This is a genomic window from Treponema sp. OMZ 857, assembly GCF_024181085.1.
In the GTDB taxonomy this organism is placed as follows: Bacteria; Spirochaetota; Spirochaetia; order Treponematales; family Treponemataceae; genus Treponema.
The window spans coordinates 1,666,173-1,688,936 of sequence record NZ_CP051147.1 but is presented as its reverse complement, the minus strand read 5'-3'; the positions used below and the strand labels follow the sequence as shown (position 1 = coordinate 1,688,936).

The window sequence follows — 22,764 nt, the reverse complement described above, 5'->3', positions numbered from 1 at the left end:
GATGCATTTGTTCATCATTTAGTCTTGCTTGCGTATTTCTTTAACCCGATCCCAATAGAAATCAAGTTCATCGGCTTTAAAGAGCGGTTCGGGCGGCGGACGTTTGAGACTGTTATGCCGTTGTATTTCTTCCTGTAAGTCCGAAATTGATGATCGGGTTAAAAACGGCTCACCGAATGCAAAAGCCGCATCCGTTTCACTATAATATAACGGGAGCGATTGTATCTTTGGATATTTTTGATTCGGATACACATCACCGATTGCATGAGTTCCCGGCCCGCCGCCTTGTGGTGTCAGGGTCAGCTGCCGCATACCATTATCGCCGGTGCTGATCGATACGCTGCCTTGTTCATAGTTTTTGAGCTTTGATCCGTTATCGGTTATGCAGCTGTATATCGTGCCGTATTGCCTGATAAACTTCGGTACGGATACTTGTAATCCGTCATCGAATGCAAACCCTGCATATTTTTCTTTGTATTCAAAATCGCCTGTCCAATAGCGGAATTTGATGTACTGTGTTCCATTAAAGAAAAAGGCATCAAAAAAAGCGGGAGCCTCCTGCTGATATATCAAGATACCGTTACGAAAACCTTGTTCAACCCAAAAGCCGTCCAAAAGCGCCGTCGATGGGGAAAGCACCGGCTGCGAATAAGTATTGGTCTCTGCAGACCCCGAAGATGAGAGACTTTGCCGTCTATCGGCAATAAGATTATGGGATGTTTTTTTATAAAATGAGGAAAAGAATCCGTTGCCGTGCACCCATACGCTTGTTGTTACCGGTGTTCTAAATCCCTGATAGCGGATATTCAACGAATAAATATTTCCCGTATCTTCTTGTTTTACTGCTTTGACGGGGTAGGTACCCATATCCTCATACACAAAGCGATAATATGTCTTGAGGACTATCCGCAGTGTATCTTCCGCAGTGCCGTCCGCCTTTCCGGTATATTCAATAAAGCGTTCCGAATTTTCCCAAATACCGGCAAGAGATTGACTAAGGCAGGGAAGCGGCAAAATAAACGACAAAGATAAAATGATATAAAAGTGCTTAATATAGTTCACAGCAACGAGAGTATATCATATAACCCGTATTTTGTTTAGCCGGTATTTGCATTTATGATGCAGCGCACTGAAACGCTCTTTAGCTTCTCCGTATTTTGTGCTATATTCCACCCCTATAGTGTGAAAGTTTGAAGAAAATTTCGCACAAAAGGAAGGATGTTGATATGCAGGAAATCATCGATTTACTGGAAAACGATGCGCGGCTGAGTCCGCAGGATATTGCCGCAATGACGGGTAAGTCTGAGGAAGAAGTACGTGCTGCCATTAAAAAATTAGAGGATGAGGGCATCATCTTAAAATATGCTGCGGTTATCAACCGTGAACGGCTGACGAGCAGCGATACGGTATCGGCAATGATCGAAATTCAAGTTGCTCCAGCGCGGGAACACGGATTTGACCGCATCGCGGAGCGGATATACCGGTATCCGCAGGTAAAGACGGTACAGCTGATGTCCGGCGGATATGATCTACATGTGCTGGTTGAAGGAAAAGACTTAAAAGAGGTTGCTTTTTTCGTGTCGGAAAAGCTCGCGTCGCTCGAAGGGGTTATCAGTACGCGTACGCATTTTGTGCTCAAGACCTACAAGGAAAACGGAACCTATTATATCGACCCGAAAAAAGATCCCCGTGAAGAGATTACCGCATGATGGATAGACCCGATAAATTTTCCAACCGGATTGTGAGCGTTGCTCCTTCCGGTATCCGCCGCTTTTTTGAGCTTGCCGCCGGACAGAGCGATATTATTTCGCTGGGGGTAGGGGAGCCTGACTTTGCAACTCCGTGGGGTATGCGCGAGGAGGCGTGGTATCACCTCGAATGCGGGCATACCTCTTATACTTCAAACTGGGGGCTTGAACCGCTCCGCAAGGCGATTGCAAGCTATCTAAACCGCTATGGTATGTCGTATTCTCCTAAAAACGAGGTGCTGATTACCTTCGGCGTTTCGGAAGCAATCGATATTGTGTTCCGTTCTATTTTGAACCCGGGAGATGAGGTGATTGTTGCGGAACCGTGCTATGTTTCGTATCAGCCCTTGGTTGCGCTTTGCGGGGCGAAACCGGTCGGGCTGGATACCTCGGCGGATAACTTTATCCCGACTGCGGCAGCCATCGAAGCGCTCATTACGCCGAAAACCAAGGCGCTGATTATCTGCAGCCCGAATAATCCCACGGGTACGATGATCCCTGCTGATGAGATGGAAAAGATCGCTGCCGTCGTTAAAAAGCACAAGATTTGGGTGCTGTCCGACGAGGTGTATTGCGAACTTAGGTATGAAGCGCCGCATGTGTCCATCGGTTCTTTCCCCGGAATGAAGGATTACTGTATTATCCTCAACGGGTTTTCAAAGTCCTTTGCGATGACCGGCTGGCGTATCGGGTTTATCGCCTGCCCGCAGGAGCTGATGGCTCAAGTTCATAAAATTCACCAGTATGGGGCAATCTGCGCTCCGATTATGAGCCAATATGCGGCGCTGGAAGGATTGGAACACGGCTGGGACGAGGTTGAACGGATGCGGGTTTCCTACCGGCAGCGGCGCAACTTGATGATGAAGAGCTTTGATTCGATGAATCTTCCATATATAACGCCCGACGGTGCATTTTACCTCTTTGTCGATATCCGCAGTACCGGTTTAAGTTCGGAAGATTTTGCGGTTAAGCTGATTACCGACTACAAAGTTGCGGTTGTGCCCGGCCACGTATTCGGACAGTGCGGCGAAGGCTTTGTCCGCTGCTGCTACGCTACCGACATAAGCAAGATACGGATTGCGCTTGAGCGTATCGGTAAATTGCTGAAAGGCGAGCCGCTGTAATGGAAAAGTTGAAAAACATAGAAATTATCGCAATGGACTTGGACGACACCCTTTTGCGGGATGATCTGACTATCTCCGATTATACGGTATCGGTTTTACAGGCCTTGATGAAAAAGGGCGTACTGACATTGCTCGCTTCGGGGAGAAGTCCCCGCTCGGTGCATTCGTATGCGCAGCGGATCGGTTCGGATAAAACGGAAAGCTATATCCTGTGCAACAATGGGACACAGATATTGACCTCCGATATGAAGCTGGAAATTATCAGCCGCTGCCTCGGCGCCGATCTTGCGCTTGAGATTTACGATTATATAGAGTCGCAAAATCTTTCCTGTCATCTCTATTTTGACGATACCATTTATATCGTTAAACGGACAGTTTTCTCGGATAGGGACGCGCATCTGACAAAAATGAAGATTGTTGTGCCGAAGGACTATCGGGAAATTTTGCGCACCAAGCCGGTGTACAAGCTGCTCATTCCTGCGGAGCCGGACATTATCGCTGCCGTCGAACCTGAGTTTAGAAAACGGTTCGGTACGCGGGCGGTGTTGTTTACCAGTAAGCCGTATTTTTTGGAGATAATTCCGTTGGATACCGGTAAAGGAGAGTTCCTGCAAGAGCTGGCATGGCTGCTCGGTGTCAGAAATGAGGCCGTGATGGCATTCGGCGACAGCATGAATGACGAAACGATGATCCGCCTTGCGGGATACGGCATCGCCATGAAAAACGGCCTCGGCGCTATCAAAGATATTGCGTATGCAGTAACGGATTACACCAATAACGAAGACGGTATTGCTCACTTTTTAGAGAAGTACGTGCTATAGAGATTTTTTTATAGGTGTACGGTTGCAAAATTTCCGTATCCGTGATACCGTGTTATAGAGTTATTAAAAAAGGTTATAAATACAGTAAACTATCATGGAACAAAACAATTTATTGACCGTTAAAAATTTGCACACGGCTTTCCGTATCGACGGCAACTACTATGATGCCGTCGACGGGGTATCGTTTGACGTTCATCCCAATGAGATGCTTGCTATTGTTGGGGAATCCGGCTGCGGGAAAAGCACTATTGCAATGTCCGTTATGGGACTTCACGATATGCGATTTACGCAAGTTTCGGGCGAAATTCTCTTGAACGGCAGGGATCTGCTGACGCTTTCAGAAGATGAAATGAACAAAATCCGCGGGAAAGATATCGGGTTCATCTTTCAGGATCCGCTCGCCTCGCTTAATCCGCTGCAGCGGGTAGGAAAGCAGATTGAAGAAGCCCTGCTATACCACACCAGCCTCAACGAAAAAGAGCGGCAGGAGCGGGTTTTACAGCTTTTAAACGATGTCGGCATCCAGAACCCCAAGCGTACGGCGCAGCGGTTCCCGCATGAGCTTTCCGGCGGAATGCGGCAGCGGGTACTGATCGCAACGGCGCTGTCTTGTAATCCGTCGCTTATCATTGCCGATGAGCCGACAACGGCGCTCGACGTAACCATCCAAGCGCAGATTCTCGATCTTATCAAAGACTTACAGGAAGAACACAAGGCAGGTATCATCCTTATCACCCATGACCTCGGCGTTGTCGCGCAGGTGGCCGACCGTGTTGCGGTTATGTATGCGGGGCAGATTGTCGAACAGGCTACCGTGCAGGAACTGTTTACTCATCCCTTGCATCCGTATACCCGGTCTTTGCTTAAATCGATTCCGCAGGCGGATAAAGACGACGATATGCTGCACGTTATTAAAGGTATGGTTCCGTCGCTTAAAAAACTCAAGCATACGGGCTGTCGGTTTGCAGACCGTATTCCGTGGATTGCTGCCGAAGAACACGAAGAATCTCCTGTTTTACATGAAGTAAGTCCCGGGCATTTTGTCCGCTGCTCCTGCTGGAAAAATTTCCGGTTCGAGGGTGAGGTTTAGAGGAGGCGGATATGGCATTATTGGAAGTAAAAGATTTAAAAGTGCATTTCCCTATCCGCGGCGGCTTTTTTAATACGATACAGGATCACGTACGAGCGGTAGACGGTGTTTCTTTTCAAATTGAAGAAGGAAAAACCTACGGTCTTATCGGGGAGTCCGGTTCCGGAAAAACCACCATCGGTAAAGCGATTGTCGGATTGGAACAGCCTACCGGCGGAGAAATCCGCTACGAAGGAAGTCTTGTAAATACCAAGGCACAGCGGAAAAAGATTAAATATAACGAAAACGTCCAAATGGTGTTTCAAGACGTCATGTCGAGCCTCGACCCTAAAAAACGTATCCGCGACATTATCGCAGAACCCATTAGGAATTTTGAACGGCTTTCAAAGCATGAAGAATTAAAAAAAATACTTTCGCTCTTGCAGATTGTCGGGATACCGCCCGACGGTTTATATAAGTACCCGTATGAGTTTTCGGGTGGGCAGCGGCAGCGTATCGGTGTTGCGCGTTCAATTGCCGTTAATCCGCGACTCATTGTGGCGGACGAACCGGTTTCCGCGCTTGACCTTTCGGTGCAGGCGCAAATTCTCAACTTTCTTAAAGAAATTCAGCGCGAATTTATGTTGAGCTATCTGTTTATTTCGCACGACTTAGGCGTTGTCAAACATATGTGCGATTACATCTACATTATGTACCGCGGCCGATTCGTAGAAGCGGGAACGCGGGAAGATATTTACCGTAACCCGATGCATATTTACACCAAGCGGCTTATCGCAGCTATCCCTGAAATGAATGTCGAAATACGCGAAGAATATAAAAAACGCCGTGCCGAAATTGAAGAAATATACAAGCGTGAAGCGGAGCGTTACTTTAGTCCCGAAGGGCGAGTGTACGATTTAAAGAAAATAAGCGACACTCATTACGCTGCATTGAAGGATTAGGGGGAAGAGTATGTGGAAGACGATAGTACGCCGTATCCTTATTATGATACCGCAGCTGTTTGTATTGAGTGTTTTGGTGTTCTTAATCGGAAAAATGATGCCCGGTGATCCCTTTACCGGCCTGATAAATAATCCGAATGTCGATGCGAGCCGTATTGAAGAACTACGGGAAAAAGCAGGTTTAAACGACCCGTGGCCGGTTCAGTATAAGAATTGGATGGGGCGTATTCTGCTGCACGGTGATTTCGGTGTCTCTTATACGTATAAAATTCCGGTAAAAGATAAAATTCTATTACCGGCGCAAAACACCCTGTGGCTTTCACTTTTAACCGTTATTTTGACGTATGCAATTGCCGTGCCTCTTGGTATCCGCGCAGGGCGTTATAACGGCTCGAAATTCGATAAGGCGGTGTTGGTTTATAATTTTATCACGTATGCAATTCCGACGTTTATCCTTGCACTTTTGAGTCTTTTATTATTCGGCTATCGGCTCAAAATTTTTCCGACGTCGGGTTTTGTCGGGCTGGATGCGATGGGACACAGAGGGCGCTTTATCCTAAGCCGCCTGTATCATATGCTGCTTCCTGCAATTACGGCGGCGGTACTGCGTACAACAAGTATCGTGCAATATCTTCGCAACGAGATTATCGATGCAAAAAGTCAAGATTATGTTAAAACGGCGCGGAGCAAGGGCGTACCGATCGACAAGGTGTATACACACCATATTTTCCGAAATTCCTTATTGCCGATAGCGGCTTTCTTCGGCTTTACGGTAACGGGCTTGCTTGCCGGTTCAATATTTATCGAAACGATTTTTATGTATCAAGGAATGGGCATGTTGTTCATCGAATCGATTATGTCACGCGATTATTCGGTTATCAATGCACTCACCTTATTGTACGGAACGCTGGCTCTGTTCGGTAGCTTGATTTCCGACATTATTATGATAATCGTTGATCCGCGGATCAGAATTGAGTAAAGAGGTAGGTATGGAAAAAACGGCATTTGATATTGATAGTATAGACGAAGCGACATTGAAAGAGATGACTTCCGTGCCGTCGTTTTGGAAGATCGTAAAGACGGAATTTAAACATGATAAAGCCGCAATCCTTGCACTCGGCATATTGGTTATTATCTTTGCAGTGATTATCATCGGCGGTTTTGTACTGGATACGGAAACGGTTATGAAGGTAAGCTTACGGGATAAGTTTTCGGTGCCCGGTAAAAAGTTTCTGCTCGGAGCAGATCTTGGTGGTCGGCCGATTTTGCCTCAGCTGATTATCGGAGCGCGTAATTCCATCCTTATTGCATTCAGCGTAACCATTATTACCGAAATCGTTGGCGTCTTTTTCGGCCTGATTACCGGTTTTTACGGGGGAAGGGTCGACAATGTCATCATGCGTATCTGCGACTTTATTATGATTTTGCCGGTCGTTATGCTGATTATCGTATTTGTAACGATTGTTCCCTCTTATAATATTTGGACGTTTATCTGTATAATGTCCTTTTTTTATTGGGTGCATATTACCCGGCTTGTACGCAGTAAGGCCTTGTCCGAAAACCGCCGCGATTATGTGAATGCATCGCGCATTATGGGAACAAGTGACTTTAAAATTATGTACGGCGGCATTTTGCCGAATATCGCTTCGATTATTATCGTTGACTTTACGCTCGGTATGGCAGGTAATATCGGTATCGAAACGGGAATGAGCTTTTTAGGCTTCGGTCTCCCGCCGACATCGCCGTCGCTTGGTACGCTGATTGGCTATGCGCGCGATCCGGGAACTATTTCCGGTAAGCTGTGGGTATGGCTGCCTGCATCTATTCTTATTATGGTATTAATGCTGTGTATCAACTACGTCGGACAAACGATAAAACGCGCCTCCGATGCAAAGCAGCGTTATAAATAAATGAGGAGTGTAAAATACAAGCCGCACAAATAGCACGGCTTGTATTTACCTAAGTTTGCTCAAGCGCAAACTTGTATATCATTTGCACGTTCTCACTTCGTTGCGAACGTGCGTAAAAAGTCAATCGAAAGTTGATACTTTCTTCTTGACTTTTTAAATGAGGAGGAAAACAATGTCAAAAGGTTTAAAACTTGCTGCGTTTTTATGCGCGGTAATGATGGTACTTGCAAGCTGCGGCGGTAAGACGGAACAAACGCAAACTGTACAAAGCGGCGAGGGGAAGGAAGCAAATAAAGAATTAAAATTGTTGTTTCCACAAATGATCGAACGGGAAGGGGAAATACTTGCCGGCGGTACTCTGGTCTGCGGTCTTGTCGGTGATACACCGTGGAAAGGAATATTCAATACGTTCTTATATGAAGATAATCCGACGTATGAGGCAATGCTGCCGATGTTGGCTAACTTCATGGTTGATGGTCCCAATCACGAAATTCGGGAGGGTTATTGTGCTATGACATTCGACCGTGAAAAGAAAACAGCTACCTATCATATTAATCCGGGGCTCACATGGTCGGACGGCGTACCGGTAACTGCTGAAGATATTATTTTCTGTTATGAGTGTATCGGACATCCCGATTATACCGGTGTTCGTTATGATAGCCGTTATGCGAATGTTGTCGGTATGGTTGACTACCATGAAGGTAAGGCTAAAAATATTTCCGGTGTTAAAAAAATAGACGATAAAACGGTAGAAGTAACTTTTATAGAGTATGAACCCGGTATTCTGTGGGGATCCGGTATCACCTATAATGCGGAGCCGTATCATTATCTTAAAGATATTCCATTGACGGAAATGGCTTCTCATGACCGTGTACGGAAAACACCGCTTTCCTGCGGTCCCTTTGTGATCAATTCTATGGTAGAAGGTGATATTATCGAGTATGTACCTAATCCTTATTGGTATGGCAAAAAAATCGCACTCGATAAGCTGATTATGAAACGGATTGCGCCGACATCTCTTGCCGCAGCTTTGAAAGCCGGTGAAGTTGATATTGTCGATTATTTTAGAGCTGATTTATATGACCAATTTGTTGTGCTTGATGACGAAGGAAGAACGGTATTTGACGAAAACGGAAAGCCGAAGTTGAAGGTTGATAATCTTGATTTCATCTGTAATGTAGATAATGCCTATGGGTATTTAGGCTTTAAGTTTGGTGTATGGAATAAAGAAAAAGGCGAATGCGAAATGTTCCCCGACGGCGGTAAATTTAAAGACAAGGCGTTGCGTCAGGCGCTCGGTTATGCGATGGATAACGATGGAATAAACGATATCTACTACCATGGCTTACGGTTTACTGCCAACTCCTTTATTACGCCGTATCACCCCGGATTTTACGATATAAACCGGAAAGGATACTCCTACAATCCTGAAAAAGCGAAACAGTTGCTCGACGAAGCAGGCTATAAGGATGTTGACGGAGACGGCTATCGTGAAACGCCGGATGGAAAACCGCTCAAGATCAATTTCTTGTATATGAGCGGCAGCGATGTAGCAGCTCCGATTGCAAATTACTATATCCAAAACTGGAAAGATGTCGGATTAAATGTTGCGCTGAACGATGGTCGGCTGATCGAATTCAATGCCTTTTATGATAGACTGAGAAACGATGACCCTGCCGTGGAAATGTATATGGCTGCATGGGGGGTAGGTTCAAATCCCCGTCCAAACGGTCTTTACGGCAGAGAGGCTCAATTTAACCGGCTCCGCTGGGTTAATGAGAAAAATGATAAACTGCTTGCTAAGATTTCTTCGGAAGATTCCTTTGACGAGGCATTCCGCGCTCAGGCTTATAAGGAATGGGACGAAAATATACTGGAAGAAGCTCCTGCTGTTCCAACCGCATATCGCATAAGACTTTGTGCTGTTAACAAGCGGGTTAAGAATTGGGATATACGGTTTGTTAAGGACTGGGACTGGTGCGATGCGGCGCTTGTTAGCGACAAACCTGCCGTTAATACCATGAAATAACGGATAGAAATTAAATAATGATATGAAATAACACTGATCTGTTCGATAGCGGCAGGTCGGTGTTATTTGCATTTCAAGTAAATTAAAATGGTTACGAGGTTGTAGCGCATGATACGAAAACAACAGGAATTTTGGGGAAAATTAGTTATTTTTACCGGCATCAGCTTGGTTTTCTCAGCTTTTATGCTCGCTTTGAGCCCCCGTTTTTCGTTTTTGGGACGGCTGATTTCGGCAAAAGACCTTACATTGATGGTAACACAATACCGGATGCTTCCAAATTTCAGCTTTCTTACCCGTTTCGGTTTTGCTTTTGCGATCTTTGCTATTGCTTCCATTATGGCCTCAATTGGAACAGTTTTTTTATCCCGTAGGGTACAGGAAAGGATATATAAAGAAACTGAGACCGCCCTTTTTGCGGCTTTTATCAACAGATTGCGTTTTTGCTATACACGTGAAAACCTGATTGAAGCTATTCAGCAGGAGCTTGAATATAAGGCTGATTGCTCCGTTTTGCTTACGAATACCGACACCGATTTAGTTGTATACAGCAGTACGTCGGCGTATGTTTCGGATCCCGATGTGTATGAAAAGTTGGCACACCGTTTTTCTGCCGAATGGCTTGATCACTGGGGAGAAAATATTTATTTATTGGATTCCGATATGCAGATGACTTCCGACAGGAAACAAGCCCGGGGACTTGTTATTGCATACAGTTCCGCACGTTTTTTTATTATTTGTCGCTATATCCGCGCGCTTGAGCCTGAAATATTCCCTCAGTTGTTTGCGGAGTTTAAAAACTATTTCGGACGTGAAAAAACACTGTCACAGCTCCTCTATTATTCGGAGCTTGCACAGGAATGGCAGATGGTTGCAAATACTCAGCGTGCATTCCTGCCGCAAAAAATACCGGCGCTCGATCAATTGGATATAGGTGTTTACTTCCGGCCTTTAGTGAACGTATCGGGAGACTATTATGATATTATCCCCATCGATGAAGATAAAACTCTGATTATTACGGGGGACGTTTCCGGAAAGGGACTTGCCGCAGCGCTTGTTATGGGCGTTGTTGTAAATACAATACGGATTATGGAAAATAAAGAAGATCTTGCCGGTTTGATCTTTGCGGTAGACAGCGCTATTAAGCGTATGAATCTGCTTGATAAATATACCGTTGTGTTTTTAGGAATTATCGATACTAAGGCGATGAAAATACGCTATGTAAATGCGTCAATGGAAGCGCCGATGATCTTTACCAGAGCAGCGGAAGGGTATAAAGTAAAGATGCTTGATTCAAATTGTTCCGTTATCGGAATCATCGATATCGATTCGGTAACCGTTGCTGAAAAGCCTCTGTACCGTAATGATTTGCTTGTTATTACGACGGACGGCATTCCCGAAATTACCAATGAAGAAGGCGTGGAACTTGGCAGTAACGAGCTTTATATTGAATCGATTAAATCTTTTGCTTCGTCGGATGCATCATCAATTACCTCAAAGGTAGCCGAATTGGGGCTTAATTATAGTGCTGCAAAAGCCTTCCGGGATGATACTACTATTTTAGCAGTAAAATTAAAGGGATAATGTATGGGTTTAATTTTCTTTACGTATTTTGGCGCTGTTTTACTCCTTGTAAACTCATCGTATCTTTCGTTTCATCAATCGAATCGTATTAATGTTCTGTTAAATAAGATTACGGTACCCGCTGCCGCTTTTGCGCTTTGTATAGCTGCTTCCGTTCATCTGGTTTTTTACGGTCAAGCCGGTATACAACGCGTCGTAACGATGTGCGGCATCTTCTTTATGCTGCTTGCCTCTTACCACATCCTTGATATGGTTCTTGTTATTTCTAATTTTAAAATATATAAAGTGCTCCAAAAGATTAACACAGTATTCCATATCGCGGGTATCGGTCTTATCATATTCTTCGTCGGGAGATTCCAGTGGAACCCGCTGAGAGGCTTTTACTTTTCACAGCGTGATGTTGTTCCTGGATTGGCCGGTATTAAACTCTTTATGTATATTTACATATTCTTTGTTCCGGTGCTTTCAATTACGATATGCTTTGTCAAAATGTTTTTTGTCAAAAGCAATATTCACCGGCAGCAGCTGCTTTTGCATGGATTTTCCATCGGACTTGCTCTTGCAATATGGATTACCGAAAGTTATTTTTTTCAGGTATTTTCCTGGGCATTTGCCTTTATACCGTTCGGGTATGCCGCTATGCTGATGCTTGATAATGCCGTATTTTCGCTGACGCGTGCTTTTGATATTAAGCAAATTTTCTTCGGGTTTCTCCGGTTTATCCTTTTTACTGCGATCTTTGCAGGAGCTGCAGGTTTGACAACAGCACTTATTATGCAGTTTATCCCTTCGGTCGGGGGTTGGATGTCTTCGATTACAGTTTCGTGTATTATTCTTTTCTTTATTCGAAGCTTTGTTGCCCGTAAGCTTAGATATGCCTTAGGTAGGACGGCAGATTATGAAGTGAGGTTGGATGCCGAACTGCAAAAACTCGATTTTGGAAAAGGCCACGATACGGTGTTGGAGACTTTTCCGAGAATTATGAAGCAGTATATCACGTGTAAAGGGCTCGATATTCTTGTCAGTGATGAAAACATGAATTTGCAAACGGTCTATTCGGATTTTGATCATCATAATACATTAAGCGCAAACCTTGCCTGTTTTGAGTATCTGCTCAGTCAAAATAATATTGTTCTTACAAAAACAGAACTTATTGCCAATTATGTGTATGAATCGATACGTGATGAGCTGCTTGATATCTTTGAAACAACACAGACCGAGATACTTATCAGTATGAGAGAGGGGCAAAAGCTCATCGGCTGTATCCTGTTAGCTCCTAAGACACACAGTGCGGAATACAATCTGTATGACATACGCGTTTTGTCCAATATGTATTCGTATTTCTTTTTGGTAATCTATTACCTTAGGAATATTTCCAAACAGGATATTACCGTTACGATTGACCGTGAAGTTGAAATGTCCGACCAAATTATCGGATCCATTCAGAACTATAAGGATACCCTTGAATCGCATGGCTTTTCAATGGATTCTATTGCATACTCAGCGCATCAGCTCGGCGGCGATTTTATCGACTATATTACGCTGAACGAAAAACGGGCAATGTTCCTTATTGGGGATGTTTCCGGTAAGGGGTTAAGTGCAAGTATGTCGATGGTCATTTTAAAGTCGATTATTCATACCTATCTACAGACAATCTCCGATTTTAAGGAATTGGTAACAAAGGTAAACCGGTTTATAAAGGATAATCTACCGCGCGGAACATTCTTTGCCGGGTTGTTCGGTATTATCGACTTTCCGACTAATACAATTTACTACTTGAACTGCGGTATTCCGTTGATGTCGATGTATATCAGCTCATATAAAAATGCAATTGAAATTCAAGGTGAGGGCAGGGTTCTCGGCTTTGTAAAGAATATTGAACCTTTCTTAAAGGTACGAAAAATCACGATGCACAAGGGAGATGCAATTGTCTTTACGACTGACGGTTTGCTTGAAGCAACCAACCTAAAAGGAGACCGGTTCGGCAGTGATCGTGTCGGACGGATACTGCAGGAAAATAACGGTGCTAAACCCTCTCAGATTGCTCGCACGATTTATAATAACCTTCTGGATTTTATTTTGCGTAAAATCGATGATGATGTTACCATATTGGTATTGAAATATAATCAATAATTAACATAGGAGTATTATGATGGATAATTTAACGATTACGGAAAAGATGAATGATACGTTTGTATTACTTACAGTAGCCGGTTCAATAAATTCATACACGTACCATGAATTTGAGACGAAGGTTTACAACCTTATTAAGGAGCGCTCAATCGTATTGGATGTATCCCGTGTCACCAACTTATCTTCATCAGGATTGGGTATCCTCATGGCTGCTTCCGAAGATGGGGCGGATCTTGGCCATAAAATTTATATTATGAATCCTTCAGAGGTTGTAAAGCTTGCGATTGCCTCCACCGGTTTTTCAGAAGTATTTCCGATTATTCACTCACTTGATGAAGTAAAATAGGCTGATACGGTACAAGGGCGTGAACCATTTACAGGTAGAAGCCGATTTAAAAAATATCGGCTTTATCGAAGCGTTTATCTCTACCTCTAAAGATATTCCGGAGAGTAAACGGACAACAGCACTTATTATCGCAACAGAAGTGTTTGATAATATTGCCGAGCATGCTGTCTTTCCAGAAAGTAAAGAGCTTCGATTGAGTATATCCAATATGTTCTTTCCGCGTCTTTGTTTCTCCTATCACAGCACGAATTTTGACAATTTATTGGATGCGCTCAAGAGAACAAAACCCCATTTTGATCCTAAGGCAAAGCGGTACCGAGGATTCGGTTTATTGATGACAAAAAATCTTGCCCGTAAAGTCTGTTACCGGCAAGAACATTCACGCTCCTGTATTATTGTGTACTTATAAACACGGCGCCAAAAAGTAAGTGGTATGAAAAAAATACTTTGTACAATAATGTGTCTGCTATCGTTTTTTTGTGTAACGGCAGCTGATGCAAATATGGAAACGCAGCTTAAAAATTTTGCATATTCTCTTTCTATCCCGGCAGAGATACGGCGCAATATCGGTAATAATGCAGATTCTTTTTTAATTGATTTACAACACGTTTTAGCTGCGGAAAGGGAAAACCTGCTGGTACTGGTTGATAAGAGGCATCTGTTACCTGACGGCTATACGCCGCAAAATCTTGTAACGCTGAATACCGGCCGCGCCTATATGATTAACCGAAAGGATTTAGCACTTACAAAAACCGCGGAGCAGGCGTTACAGGAAATGGCGCTTGCGGCAAAGCAGGACGGTGTTAGGCTGGTTGTCAGCTCCTCGTATCGTTCGTACACATATCAGAAAAATTTATTTGACCGCTATGTACGGGAATCCGGCGAAAAAGAAGCCGAACGGTTTTCCGCCCGTGCGGGAACCAGCCAGCACCAGCTTGGTACGGTCGTAGATTTCGGTTCCATTTCGGATGAGTTTGCGCAAACGCGCGCCGGTAAATGGGTATTGCAGAATGCTGCAAAATACGGCTGGTCGCTTTCTTTTCCCAAGGGATACGAAGCGGTAACCGGCTATGTGTGGGAATCGTGGCATTACCGATATATCGGTACGGAAGCCTGTGCTTTTCAGCAAAAATGGTTCGGCGGTATTCAGCAGTATATGCTTGAATTTATCGATGCGTGGAAAAAAACAACCGAAATGAAATAAGACGATGCCTCTAAAACTGATTGTATGTTGAGTCATCATGGAATAAACTTATGGAGGAAAAATGAAGAGATATCTTATAGTAGGCGGCGTTGCCGGAGGTGCAGGTGTTGCTGCGCGGCTACGCCGGTTGGATGAATCAGCGGAGATTATTATCTTTGAGCGGGGACAGCATATCAGCTTTGCAAACTGCGGGCTTCCCTATTATGCCGGCGGTGTTATCGAAAACCGCGAAGCTCTTTTTGTGATGACGCCCGAAAAGTTTAAGGCGTCGCTGAATGTTACCGCGAAGGTACGGCATGAAGTAACGGCGATTACCCCCGCTTCCAAAACGGTAACGGTCAAAAATTTGGATACCGGAGCGGAATGTACCGAAAGCTATGACACACTGATTTTAAGCCCGGGGGCATCTCCCATTAAACCGCCGATACCCGGGATTAACGATGATGCTATTTACACACTGCGTTCGGTCAGCGATATCGACGCGATTAAGCAGAAAATAGATAACCCTGCAACCAAACGTGTCGCTGTAATCGGCGGCGGTTTTATCGGCTTGGAAATGGCTGAGAATCTTCACCGCCGAGGTATGGATGTTTCCATTATCGAAGCGGTTGATCAAGTGATGAACGTTATCGATTACGATATGGCAGCCATCGTGCAGGAGAATATCCGCAGTAAGGGTGTCGGTTTATACCTAAAAGATGGGGTAAAAGCGTTTGAACGGCGCAGCGCCAGTTTAGCGGTATGTTTGCAGTCGGGTAAAGAGGTTGTATGCGATGCTGTTCTTCTTTCGATCGGCGTGCGCCCCGATACCCAATTGGCAAAGGATTGCAATATCGAGCTTGCGCAGAATGGGGCGATAAAAGTCAACGAATATTTTGAAACCTCTCAAAAGGATATTTACGCTATCGGCGATGCGATTTCGTTTAAAAGTCCGCTGCTCGGTACCGATACGACAATTCCGCTCGCAGGTCCTGCAAACAAACAGGCTCGTATCTGTGCGGATAACATCGTGTACGGTAATAAAAAAACATACTGCGGGACAATCGGTACCAGCATTGCCCGGATATTCGATTATACCGCCGCCGCAACGGGATTGGGCGAAAAGGCATTGGATAGGGCAGGGCTTCCCTATAAGCAGGTGGTAACCCATGCTGCTCATCATGCAAGTTATTACCCTCATGCCTCTATGCTGTCGATTAAAATTCTCTATAATCCGGAAAACGGCCGGCTCTGGGGTGCACAAGCAGTCGGTGTAGAAGGTGTGGACAAGAGAATCGACGTTCTTGCCGCATACATTAAAAAGAACGGTACGATTTCCGATCTTGCCGAATTTGAGCATGCCTACGCGCCGCCGTTTGACTCTGCAAAGGATCCTGTTAATATGCTCGGATTTATTGCAGAAAACGACCGAGACGGTTTAACAACGCTTATCTCGTGGCGGGATATTCCCCGATATGCGGAACAGGGAGCATTCTTCCTTGATGTACGGACACCGGAAGAATTCAGCTGCGGCGCCCTTCCGGGAGCGGTCAACATACCGCATACTGCATTGCGAAGTAGACTGAATGAGGTGCCGAAAGATCGGCCGGTTGTTATTAACTGTGGGATGGGGTTGCGAGGATATATAGCGGAACGGATTTTGCGGCAAAACGGATATAAACATACGGTGAACCTTTCGGGCGGTTTTATGACATATAATGCAGTCCATAACGAATTGGCTCATTTGTCATGATTATAATCGCGTAATGATTTGACCAAAACCGTTTTTACCTATAGGATAGCGACATGAAAATAATCTATAGATATTTATTGCTAAGCTTTTTCATAAGCATAGCGGCAGGGTGTGCATCTGTTTCTCCTGATGTAAAAAAGGAACCTGCACCATCCGAAGAGATTGCCGTTCCTGCACCTCAGCCTGAACCGATCAAAGAACCGGAAGTGCCGGTAAAACGGGAACCCGTAAAACCCGCGGTTCCGGTCAAGCCGAAGCCTCCTGTTAAGACGAAGGAGCCTCCTGCGAAGGTAGAAGAACCGCCGGTAAAGGCGGAAGAACCTCCTGCGAAGGTGGAGGAGACTCCTGCGAAGCCTGAACCGGTTATTGAGAAAAAAGAACCGGTTGTTGAAGCGAAGCCTGAACCTGTCGAAGAAAAACATACCATTATCGCTGAGTTTGAAGGGGTTACCATTACAAAAGAAACCTATGATCAAACAAAAACGGAGATGGAAAAGATTGTCGAGAAGCTTAACCGTATTACGGCGACAAAGGACTATGCTCAATGGACGACGTTCTTATCGGAAGAGTATAAACAACAATATTCCCAACCCTTGACGCTTAGAAAAGTTTCCGAGGCCTTACCGGTTAAAGGGATCAAGCTTAAATCGCTGCGTGATTACTTTATGTATGTTTTTGTACCTTCTCGTCAGAATGTACGGGTAGACGATATCAGGTTCGTTTCCCCGACACGGGTCGACGTTATTATGAAACAGGCAAATGTTTCGCTGCTTGTCTACGGTTTGGAAAATATTAACGGCAGTTGGAAACTGATTCCGCCGAAACTGTAAGTCATCTTTGAGTAGGAGTTATACGCTATGCGTAAAAGTATTATTTCTGCGGTTTTTGCCGCGTTGATTTGTGCGGGATGGATGATGTCCATTCCCGTCGGGCCGATTCCCATTGTGCTGCAAAATGCGCTTGCAGTGCTTGCCGGCTTGCTGTTGGGGCCGCTGTTCGGCGGTCTTTCGGTGCTGCTTTTTCTGGTTGCGGGAGCCGTCGGTCTGCCTGTTTTTTCGGGCGGCAACGGAGGCTTTGCCGTATTTGCGGGACCGACCGGCGGCTTTTTAGTCGGGTATCTTGCTGCGGCGGTTGTCGGCGGTTTTATTATGAAGCTCTATAGGGAAGAACAGCGGTGGCCGCTCGCCTGCGGTATCATTGCGGTTGCAGGGCTTTTGAGCTTTTTGTCCATCTACGTATTCGGTCTTCTGTGGTTTAAGCACGTTCTGAATCTCAGCTGGCAGCATACGTTTCTGAAAGGGTTTGTACCGTTTATCCTGCCCGATCTGATTAAGCTGGTTGTTGCCGTTCCGATTACGCTCAAATTGCGCCCGATTATACGGCGCTATACGGAATAACGCAGTCTCTATCAATGCTCCGACTATTATACTGATGATGTCTTCCTCAGAACGCTATGAATTATTCAAGCTCACCGATGTAGCTAAATCTTTTACCGGTGCCGAACGTCCGGTGCTGAACGGTATATCTTTCTCGGTATATGACGGTGATTGTGTTGTTGTATCGGGGCCGAACGGATCCGGTAAAACCGTACTGATGACGCTTATTGCCGGATTGGAAACTCCTTCCTCCGGTTCGATAGTCAGCAGCAGGAAAGACGGCGGTGAGTTGCGTATCGGACTGGTGTTTCAGGAAGCCGACGCTCAAATCCTCGGCGATACCGTCGAGGAAGATGCGCTTTTCGGTATGCGGGACAGTAAGCTGCCGAAAGAGGTCATTGCACAGCGGTTGGAAGCGGTTCTGAGGCAGATGGGCTTGTACGAAAAGCGCCGCTTGCCCGCACACAGTTTGTCAGGGGGCGAGAAGCGGCGGCTTGCAGTTGCCGGTATCCTGATGATGGAAGCCGATGTTATCATCTTTGACGAACCTTTTGCCAATCTCGATTTTGCAGGAGTGGTGCAGGTAACGGCAATGATAGAGCAGCTGCAGCGTGACGGGAAAACGGTTATGGTACTTACCCATGAGCTGGAAAAAGTGCTTGCACTTGCGAACCGGCTTATCATCTTGCACAAGGGACATCTTGTTTATAACGCGGAACCGGAGCCTGCGCTCCAGAGCGGTATTCTTGAACAATACGGCATACGGAATCCGCTCTGCTCATACCGTGTATTTTCCGATCTTGTATGGAAGGCCGATGACCGTCGATAAAAATAACTTTTTATTTCAATATACGGCTCGAAATACGGTGATTCACCGCCTACCGGCAGGGGTAAAATTCTGCGTATTGTGCCTTTCTTCCTTCGTCTTATACGGCGCACCTCAAACGCTGCTGGCTGTCTATGCACTCTTTCTTATATTGGCCGGTGTTGCTGCAAAGCTTTCATGGCTAACGGTAAAAAGAAATTGCCGGTTTTTAGGTGTTTATGTACTTTGTATTTTTTTTATCAAGATAATCGGTGTGCCGCTGACGGCAGATATGCTTAAAACTATGACGGCGGAAACGCTGTTGTTTATGCAAAAGCTCGTGCTTATCTTATTTACCGCCTCGATATTTTACGAAACTACCTCAAAGCTGGAGTTTTTTGTACTCTGCGAAAAAATCGAACGCTTCTTTTGCAGAAAAAAATACACCGGTGCTTTTTCGACACTCTTTACCATCACGTTGATGTGCGTTCCCCGTGTATTTGAGGTGTGGGCACAACTGAACTATGCTTACGATGCACGTACCCGCCGGCGGCGCGATATTGTCAGTGCCTGCCGCCGGTTTGCTTCTCTATTACCTGCGCTTATCGAAAATCTCTTACGCTTTGCCGTTACCGCCGAAAAAGCCCTCAAAAACCGCCGACTGCGGGGGTGTGCAGGGTAACCGTATTAAAAATATTTTTAGCGGTTACCTTCCTTCTGTGCGAAATTTTTTTAAAATTCCGCACATTTTTTTCTAGCGGACGGGTAAACGCATCAGGTAGAGTAGATAAAAACCGCAGAAAAATTGAGACTGTGAGACCATTTGAACCGCGAAGAGGTTCAACTCTGGTCGAATAGTCTCAATTTTTCCGCGGGGTGTTAAACAACCGACCTGATGTGTTTACCCTGACTTCTTGCTGCAAGCCCTTTGACAATAGAAGCCGGTTTGTTATATTCTATACGTTAATATGTTTGTATCGGTAATGATAGATCCGGGCGGAGAGGAATCTGCTGCCCATCTTTCGGAATTGTTAACTTTTTATGGATTTGAACGGATGCAGCGGGCGTGTTGGGAGTCCGCTACGGTTAATGAGAAACAATTGGTTGCTCTTAAACGCGAAATTGATCGGGTAACCGATTATTATGATGTTATTCGCATATATCAGTATCCTGTCGAAGGGGTATTGGCGATTTCCACGCTTGCTAAAAAGAAGTGGCGGAAACTCTTAATCCGTCCGCCTAAGAAAGTCTAAGCTTCTTATGGAATGTATAGGGGGAATGATGTTATTGGAAGAATATAAACCGCAGATTGCAGCACTTAAGGCCGATGTCGATGAAATCTGGAGGCGTCTTTGACTCCGAAGCGGTAAAAAAACGGATTGCGGAAAAAGAAGCTGTCGCGGGGCAAGAAGGTTTTTGGAACGATCCTAAAAGTGCCGAAAAACTCTTGTCGGAAATTAAAAAACTGAAAAACCGTATCGAGCCGTGGGAAAAGCTCATTGCCGATATCGAAGATCTGCAAACACTCTATGAACTCACCCAAGAAGCCGGAGAGGATGATAATGCAGATTCCATTCAAGAAATCGATATGTCGCTCACAAACCTTCAAGAACGGTTTGAAAAGCTCAATACACTGGCGCTTCTTTCCGACGAGGTTGACGGCAGCGATGCCTTTTTGACTGTTCATGCAGGAGCAGGCGGTACCGAGGCATGCGATTGGGCACGGATGTTAACCCGTATGTATCTCCGCTGGGCGGAGCGCCGCGGCTTTACCGTTGAAACGCTTGATGAGCTGGAAGCCGATGAGGGCTTAAAGTCTATCACCCTACAGATAAGCGGCGACTATGTTTACGGTTTCTTAAAGGCGGAAACCGGCGTACACCGGCTTATCCGGATTAGCCCGTTTGATGCGAACGCCCGCAGGCATACCTCTTTTTCTTCCGTGTATGTATTCCCTGTGTTGGATGATACCATCGAGGTAAATATCAGACCGGAAGATTTACGGGTAGATACCTATCGTGCAGGAGGGGCCGGAGGACAGCACGTCAATAAAACCGACTCGGCAGTACGGTTGACGCACCTGCCTACCGGCATTGTCGTAGCGTGCCAAAACGAGCGAAGCCAAATCTCCAATCGGGCAACGGCGATGAGTATGCTTAAAGCGCGGCTGTACGAATACTACCGCAACGAAAAAGAAAAAGAGAACGCGAAATTCGCTGCTGAAAAAAAAGGCATTTCGTGGGGAAATCAAATCAGATCGTATATCTTTCAGCCCTATACAATGGTAAAAGATCACCGTACCAAACATGAAACAGGCAATATTCAAGCCGTTATGGACGGTGATATAGACGGCTTTATCGAAGACTTTTTGAAAAAACAATGGGCAAATCAGCTGATGTATGAGGACAGTCCTGAATGAAAATAAAACGGCTGTTCGTTGCTCTGATTGCGGCGGTAACTGCATTATGCGGTATTGCTCAAACAAAAGGTGAAATTCCTACATGGTCAATTACGGCATCAAAGTTTACACTTACCGATGTGCCTGAATTATATGCATCGTACTCGACCGCATTACCCGCCATGCTCAACCTTTTTTGCGCTGTACCTGCAAGCAGACTTGTAACCCCCGAAGAAAAAAGAGCGCGGCAGCTCATAGATTATGCTGCAAAAAAACTTGCACTTATCCGCGAACGGGTATCATTAATTGCAGAACGTGATTCGCTGTATCTTGCGGTAATGTCCGAAAAAGAGAAGCTGAGGCAGACCGCTGCGTTCAACAAGAAAATAACCGCGAAGGAAGCGGATATTCAAAAAGCTCAAGAGAAAATCGACAAATTACTGAATGATACTTCTTTTACCGCGGAAACACTCCCTGTTATGATATGGAAGGATGGTCAACAGGTATTTGAGCTCCCCGAATATACGAATATTTCGCAAGCGTTGAAGAGCGAAAATATTTCCGCAGTTATTGACGGGTCGATACAGGATTTGTCGGGGTATATGTATGTGTCTGTTGTATTGACAACCGGTTTGCCGGGTATGCCCGATTACCGGTTCAGCGAAGCGGGGCCGTATCAATCAATCGAAACAATTGCCCGTTCATTAGCGGCGCAAATTATGACGGCGGTAAAAAACTCTCAGCCTGCAAAGGTTTTGCTGACAGTCGAACCGGAAGATGCGGAAGTGTATGTGGATAGCGAACCGCTCGAAGCAGGAAAAAAGTCTCTTTATATGTATGAAGGCAGTCATCGGCTTGAAGTGCTTGCCGCCGGTTACGATTCAGCCGGTAAGACTATCGAGGTTCAAGCAGGGCAAAATTATTTGCTGAACATAAAATTAAAAAAAGAAAACATTATTTCCGTCGGGTTTCAGTTTATAAAACCCGATGCGGATGTGTTTTTACATACGCAGTATTTTGCCGGTACGCCGTTTCAGACCGATGTTCCGGCAGGTAAAAATACAGCTATCAGTTTTTCATATAAAGATGTAAAAACCTACATTGTACTTCGGCCTCATGATTTTATGCAGCCAGGGCAGACAACCTATCAGCTGCAAGCGATGCTCAATAAAGAAAAGACCAAGACCTTGATTGACCGGCGGCGGAATGTTCTGTACTGGTCGCTCGGCGCCTTTTATGTGTCGCTCCCTATCTTTATGATTTTACAGGGACTTACTGCAGATATGGCTTCAGCCGCCGCGGATTCCCGTTTGGGGAGTGATGCGGCAGTGCAGAGTAAATATCGTGCACTGTTTATCAGTTCTGCGGTGATGCAGGGAATAACAATCGGTTTAGGTATTAACTATGTGGTACAGCTTGGGCTGTATCTATATGCTGCCGATCAGAGTATTCCAAAAGAGGCTCGTAAGTTATAGCAGGTTTAAGGCGAACCTCTAAAAAATTTCGGTTTTTAGAAGTTCCCAACA

At 45.2% G+C, this 22,764-nt stretch carries 22 protein-coding genes; 21 read left to right on the top strand and 1 reads right to left on the bottom strand.

Annotated elements, in window-relative coordinates:
• Positions 1–18: 18 nt before the first annotated feature.
• Positions 19–1,062 carry a hypothetical protein gene (locus E4N66_RS07660; RefSeq protein ID WP_253727541.1) on the bottom strand — a complete coding sequence of 348 codons (1,044 nt, stop codon included), beginning with the start codon at positions 1,060–1,062 and terminating at the stop codon, positions 19–21.
• 164 nt (positions 1,063–1,226) lie between these two features.
• Here E4N66_RS07660 and E4N66_RS07655 point away from each other — a divergent pair, with 164 nt between their 5' ends.
• The 21 genes from E4N66_RS07655 (at position 1,227) to E4N66_RS07555 (ending at position 22,713) form a co-directional block, all read left to right on the top strand.
• Positions 1,227–1,709 (top strand): Lrp/AsnC family transcriptional regulator, encoded by a 483-nt coding sequence (locus E4N66_RS07655; protein ID WP_044016757.1) that lies wholly within the window; start codon positions 1,227–1,229, stop codon positions 1,707–1,709.
• Positions 1,706–2,872 (top strand): aminotransferase class I/II-fold pyridoxal phosphate-dependent enzyme, encoded by a 1,167-nt coding sequence (locus E4N66_RS07650; protein ID WP_253727540.1) that lies wholly within the window; start codon positions 1,706–1,708, stop codon positions 2,870–2,872. The genes E4N66_RS07655 and E4N66_RS07650 overlap by 4 nt, the downstream gene beginning before the upstream one ends.
• Positions 2,872–3,693, top strand: coding sequence for a Cof-type HAD-IIB family hydrolase (locus E4N66_RS07645; RefSeq protein WP_253727539.1), 822 nt, complete (start codon positions 2,872–2,874; stop codon positions 3,691–3,693). The genes E4N66_RS07650 and E4N66_RS07645 overlap by 1 nt, the downstream gene beginning before the upstream one ends.
• Before the next feature lie 94 nt (positions 3,694–3,787).
• The gene (locus E4N66_RS07640) at positions 3,788–4,783 is read left to right on the top strand and encodes an ABC transporter ATP-binding protein (protein ID WP_253727538.1); all 996 of its coding nucleotides are present in this window, start codon (positions 3,788–3,790) and stop codon (positions 4,781–4,783) included.
• Positions 4,784–4,794: 11 nt separating this feature from the next.
• Positions 4,795–5,724, top strand: a complete 930-nt coding sequence (locus tag E4N66_RS07635) for an ATP-binding cassette domain-containing protein (protein ID WP_044016750.1) — start codon at positions 4,795–4,797, stop codon at positions 5,722–5,724.
• Positions 5,725–5,734: 10 nt separating this feature from the next.
• Positions 5,735–6,703, top strand: coding sequence for an ABC transporter permease (locus E4N66_RS07630; protein WP_253727537.1), 969 nt, complete (start codon positions 5,735–5,737; stop codon positions 6,701–6,703).
• Between the two features lie 10 nt (positions 6,704–6,713).
• The gene (locus tag E4N66_RS07625; RefSeq protein ID WP_016517946.1) at positions 6,714–7,634 is read left to right on the top strand and encodes an ABC transporter permease; all 921 of its coding nucleotides are present in this window, start codon (positions 6,714–6,716) and stop codon (positions 7,632–7,634) included.
• Between the two features lie 172 nt (positions 7,635–7,806).
• On the top strand, positions 7,807–9,663 hold the full coding sequence (locus tag E4N66_RS07620; RefSeq protein WP_253727536.1) for an oligopeptide ABC transporter substrate-binding protein: 1,857 nt from the start codon (positions 7,807–7,809) through the stop codon (positions 9,661–9,663).
• Positions 9,664–9,771: 108 nt separating this feature from the next.
• Positions 9,772–11,244 (top strand): PP2C family protein-serine/threonine phosphatase, encoded by a 1,473-nt coding sequence (locus E4N66_RS07615; protein ID WP_253727535.1) that lies wholly within the window; start codon positions 9,772–9,774, stop codon positions 11,242–11,244.
• A gap of 3 nt (positions 11,245–11,247) precedes the next feature.
• Positions 11,248–13,377, top strand: a complete 2,130-nt coding sequence (locus E4N66_RS07610; RefSeq protein ID WP_044016742.1) for a PP2C family protein-serine/threonine phosphatase — start codon at positions 11,248–11,250, stop codon at positions 13,375–13,377.
• Positions 13,378–13,393: 16 nt separating this feature from the next.
• Complete coding sequence (locus E4N66_RS07605; protein ID WP_371922407.1) at positions 13,394–13,723, top strand: STAS domain-containing protein; 330 nt, start codon at positions 13,394–13,396, stop codon at positions 13,721–13,723.
• A gap of 19 nt (positions 13,724–13,742) precedes the next feature.
• Positions 13,743–14,132: a hypothetical protein gene (locus E4N66_RS07600; RefSeq protein WP_253727534.1), complete on the top strand. Its 390-nt coding sequence runs from the start codon at positions 13,743–13,745 to the stop codon at positions 14,130–14,132.
• A 24-nt stretch (positions 14,133–14,156) separates the two neighbouring features.
• A complete protein-coding gene (locus tag E4N66_RS07595; RefSeq protein WP_253727533.1) occupies positions 14,157–14,927 on the top strand; it encodes a M15 family metallopeptidase in 771 nt (256 codons plus the stop codon).
• A 61-nt stretch (positions 14,928–14,988) separates the two neighbouring features.
• On the top strand, positions 14,989–16,659 hold the full coding sequence (locus tag E4N66_RS07590; protein ID WP_253727532.1) for a CoA-disulfide reductase: 1,671 nt from the start codon (positions 14,989–14,991) through the stop codon (positions 16,657–16,659).
• A 53-nt stretch (positions 16,660–16,712) separates the two neighbouring features.
• Positions 16,713–17,489 (top strand): hypothetical protein, encoded by a 777-nt coding sequence (locus E4N66_RS07585; RefSeq protein ID WP_253727531.1) that lies wholly within the window; start codon positions 16,713–16,715, stop codon positions 17,487–17,489.
• Between the two features lie 27 nt (positions 17,490–17,516).
• Positions 17,517–18,056 carry a biotin transporter BioY gene (locus E4N66_RS07580; RefSeq protein WP_253727530.1) on the top strand — a complete coding sequence of 180 codons (540 nt, stop codon included), beginning with the start codon at positions 17,517–17,519 and terminating at the stop codon, positions 18,054–18,056.
• Between the two features lie 34 nt (positions 18,057–18,090).
• Positions 18,091–18,864, top strand: coding sequence for an ABC transporter ATP-binding protein (locus E4N66_RS07575; protein WP_253727529.1), 774 nt, complete (start codon positions 18,091–18,093; stop codon positions 18,862–18,864).
• On the top strand, positions 18,851–19,522 hold the full coding sequence (locus E4N66_RS07570) for an energy-coupling factor transporter transmembrane component T family protein (protein WP_253727528.1): 672 nt from the start codon (positions 18,851–18,853) through the stop codon (positions 19,520–19,522). The genes E4N66_RS07575 and E4N66_RS07570 overlap by 14 nt, the downstream gene beginning before the upstream one ends.
• A 286-nt stretch (positions 19,523–19,808) precedes the next feature.
• On the top strand, positions 19,809–20,093 hold the full coding sequence (gene cas2 / locus E4N66_RS07565; protein ID WP_253727527.1) for a CRISPR-associated endonuclease Cas2: 285 nt from the start codon (positions 19,809–19,811) through the stop codon (positions 20,091–20,093).
• A gap of 28 nt (positions 20,094–20,121) precedes the next feature.
• Positions 20,122–21,259, top strand: a protein-coding gene (gene prfB, locus E4N66_RS07560) for a peptide chain release factor 2 (protein WP_253729439.1) whose coding sequence is annotated in 2 segments (ribosomal slippage) — positions 20,122–20,193 and positions 20,195–21,259 — 1,137 coding nt in all. Because the reading frame shifts where the segments join, the coding sequence is not laid out codon by codon here.
• Positions 21,256–22,713, top strand: coding sequence for a PEGA domain-containing protein (locus tag E4N66_RS07555; protein ID WP_253727526.1), 1,458 nt, complete (start codon positions 21,256–21,258; stop codon positions 22,711–22,713). The genes prfB and E4N66_RS07555 overlap by 4 nt, the downstream gene beginning before the upstream one ends.
• The last annotated feature ends 51 nt before the right edge of the window (positions 22,714–22,764 follow it).

Excerpts from the sequence above, each read along its gene's own strand:
- E4N66_RS07655 (WP_044016757.1), top strand. The coding sequence starts at position 1,227 with ATGCAGGAAATCATCGATTTACTGGAAAACGATGCGCGGCTGAGTCCG.
- E4N66_RS07650 (WP_253727540.1), top strand. The coding sequence starts at position 1,706 with ATGATGGATAGACCCGATAAATTTTCCAACCGGATTGTGAGCGTTGCT.
- E4N66_RS07645 (WP_253727539.1), top strand. The coding sequence starts at position 2,872 with ATGGAAAAGTTGAAAAACATAGAAATTATCGCAATGGACTTGGACGAC.
- E4N66_RS07640 (WP_253727538.1), top strand. The coding sequence starts at position 3,788 with ATGGAACAAAACAATTTATTGACCGTTAAAAATTTGCACACGGCTTTC.
- E4N66_RS07635 (WP_044016750.1), top strand. The coding sequence starts at position 4,795 with ATGGCATTATTGGAAGTAAAAGATTTAAAAGTGCATTTCCCTATCCGC.
- E4N66_RS07630 (WP_253727537.1), top strand. The coding sequence starts at position 5,735 with ATGTGGAAGACGATAGTACGCCGTATCCTTATTATGATACCGCAGCTG.
- E4N66_RS07625 (WP_016517946.1), top strand. The coding sequence starts at position 6,714 with ATGGAAAAAACGGCATTTGATATTGATAGTATAGACGAAGCGACATTG.
- E4N66_RS07620 (WP_253727536.1), top strand. The coding sequence starts at position 7,807 with ATGTCAAAAGGTTTAAAACTTGCTGCGTTTTTATGCGCGGTAATGATG.
- E4N66_RS07615 (WP_253727535.1), top strand. The coding sequence starts at position 9,772 with ATGATACGAAAACAACAGGAATTTTGGGGAAAATTAGTTATTTTTACC.
- E4N66_RS07610 (WP_044016742.1), top strand. The coding sequence starts at position 11,248 with ATGGGTTTAATTTTCTTTACGTATTTTGGCGCTGTTTTACTCCTTGTA.
- E4N66_RS07605 (WP_371922407.1), top strand. The coding sequence starts at position 13,394 with ATGATGGATAATTTAACGATTACGGAAAAGATGAATGATACGTTTGTA.
- E4N66_RS07595 (WP_253727533.1), top strand. The coding sequence starts at position 14,157 with ATGAAAAAAATACTTTGTACAATAATGTGTCTGCTATCGTTTTTTTGT.
- E4N66_RS07590 (WP_253727532.1), top strand. The coding sequence starts at position 14,989 with ATGAAGAGATATCTTATAGTAGGCGGCGTTGCCGGAGGTGCAGGTGTT.
- E4N66_RS07585 (WP_253727531.1), top strand. The coding sequence starts at position 16,713 with ATGAAAATAATCTATAGATATTTATTGCTAAGCTTTTTCATAAGCATA.
- E4N66_RS07580 (WP_253727530.1), top strand. The coding sequence starts at position 17,517 with ATGCGTAAAAGTATTATTTCTGCGGTTTTTGCCGCGTTGATTTGTGCG.
- E4N66_RS07575 (WP_253727529.1), top strand. The coding sequence starts at position 18,091 with ATGATGTCTTCCTCAGAACGCTATGAATTATTCAAGCTCACCGATGTA.
- E4N66_RS07570 (WP_253727528.1), top strand. The coding sequence starts at position 18,851 with ATGACCGTCGATAAAAATAACTTTTTATTTCAATATACGGCTCGAAAT.
- cas2 (WP_253727527.1), top strand. The coding sequence starts at position 19,809 with ATGTTTGTATCGGTAATGATAGATCCGGGCGGAGAGGAATCTGCTGCC.
- E4N66_RS07555 (WP_253727526.1), top strand. The coding sequence starts at position 21,256 with ATGAAAATAAAACGGCTGTTCGTTGCTCTGATTGCGGCGGTAACTGCA.